Source organism: Streptomyces sp. CAI-85, assembly GCF_013363615.1.
Lineage (GTDB): Bacteria > Actinomycetota > Actinomycetes > Streptomycetales > Streptomycetaceae > Streptomyces > Streptomyces antibioticus_B.
Genome location: NZ_JAANNX010000233.1, coordinates 1 through 755, shown reverse-complemented (window position 1 = coordinate 755; position 755 = coordinate 1). Strand labels below are relative to the sequence as shown.

Annotated in this window: 1 pseudogene; it reads right to left on the bottom strand. The window is 67.7% G+C overall.

Annotated features, from left to right (window positions below):
* A pseudogene (locus G6W55_RS37990) lies at positions 1-715 on the bottom strand (IS5 family transposase); the annotation flags it as partial.
* Positions 716-755 lie beyond the last annotated feature (40 nt).

Genomic DNA, 755 nt, shown 5'->3' with positions numbered 1-755 from the left:
CGGCGGCAGCCGGCGAGCCAGGCCATGGTGCGTTCCACGGTCCAGCGGTGGCGGCCCAGCCGTTGGGAGGACTCGACTCCCTTGCGGGCGATGCGGTGGGTGATACCTCGCTCGCGTAACCATCGCCGCAGATGGGCGTAGTCGTAGCCCTTGTCGGCGTGGAGTTTGGCGGGCTTGCGCCGTCGCCGGCCGCGGCGCGAGCGGATCGGTGGGATGCCCTTCACGAGCGGGATCAGGGCCTGGCTGTCGTGCAGGTTGGCCCCGGAGATGCCAACGGATATGGGCAGACCTGACCGTTCCGTGATCAGGTGGATCTTCGAGCCGTACTTGCCCCGGTCGACAGGATTCGGACCTGTCAGGTCCCCCTTTTCAGGGCCCGCATGTTCACCGAGTCGATCGCGCACCGCGACCAGTCCAGCTCGCCGCGGGACCCGAGTTCGTCGAGGACCAGGTGGTGGAGCTTGGCCCACACTCTGGCCTTCGACCACTCCGAGAACCGCCGGTGGGCTGTCGCGCCGGACGGGCCGAACGACGCCGAAGGCAGCTGCTGCCAGGTACAACCCGACGTCGCCACGAAGACGATCGCCGCCAGCACTTCCCGGTCGCCGTGCCGACGCCGACCACCACCCTGCGGCCGCGACGGCGCCTCCGGCACCACCCGCTGGAACAACTCCCACAACTCGTCCGGCACCAACCGCTCAACGATCCCCATCATGACTCACAGAATACCGAGTCACCCAAATGAGATGGCTTCT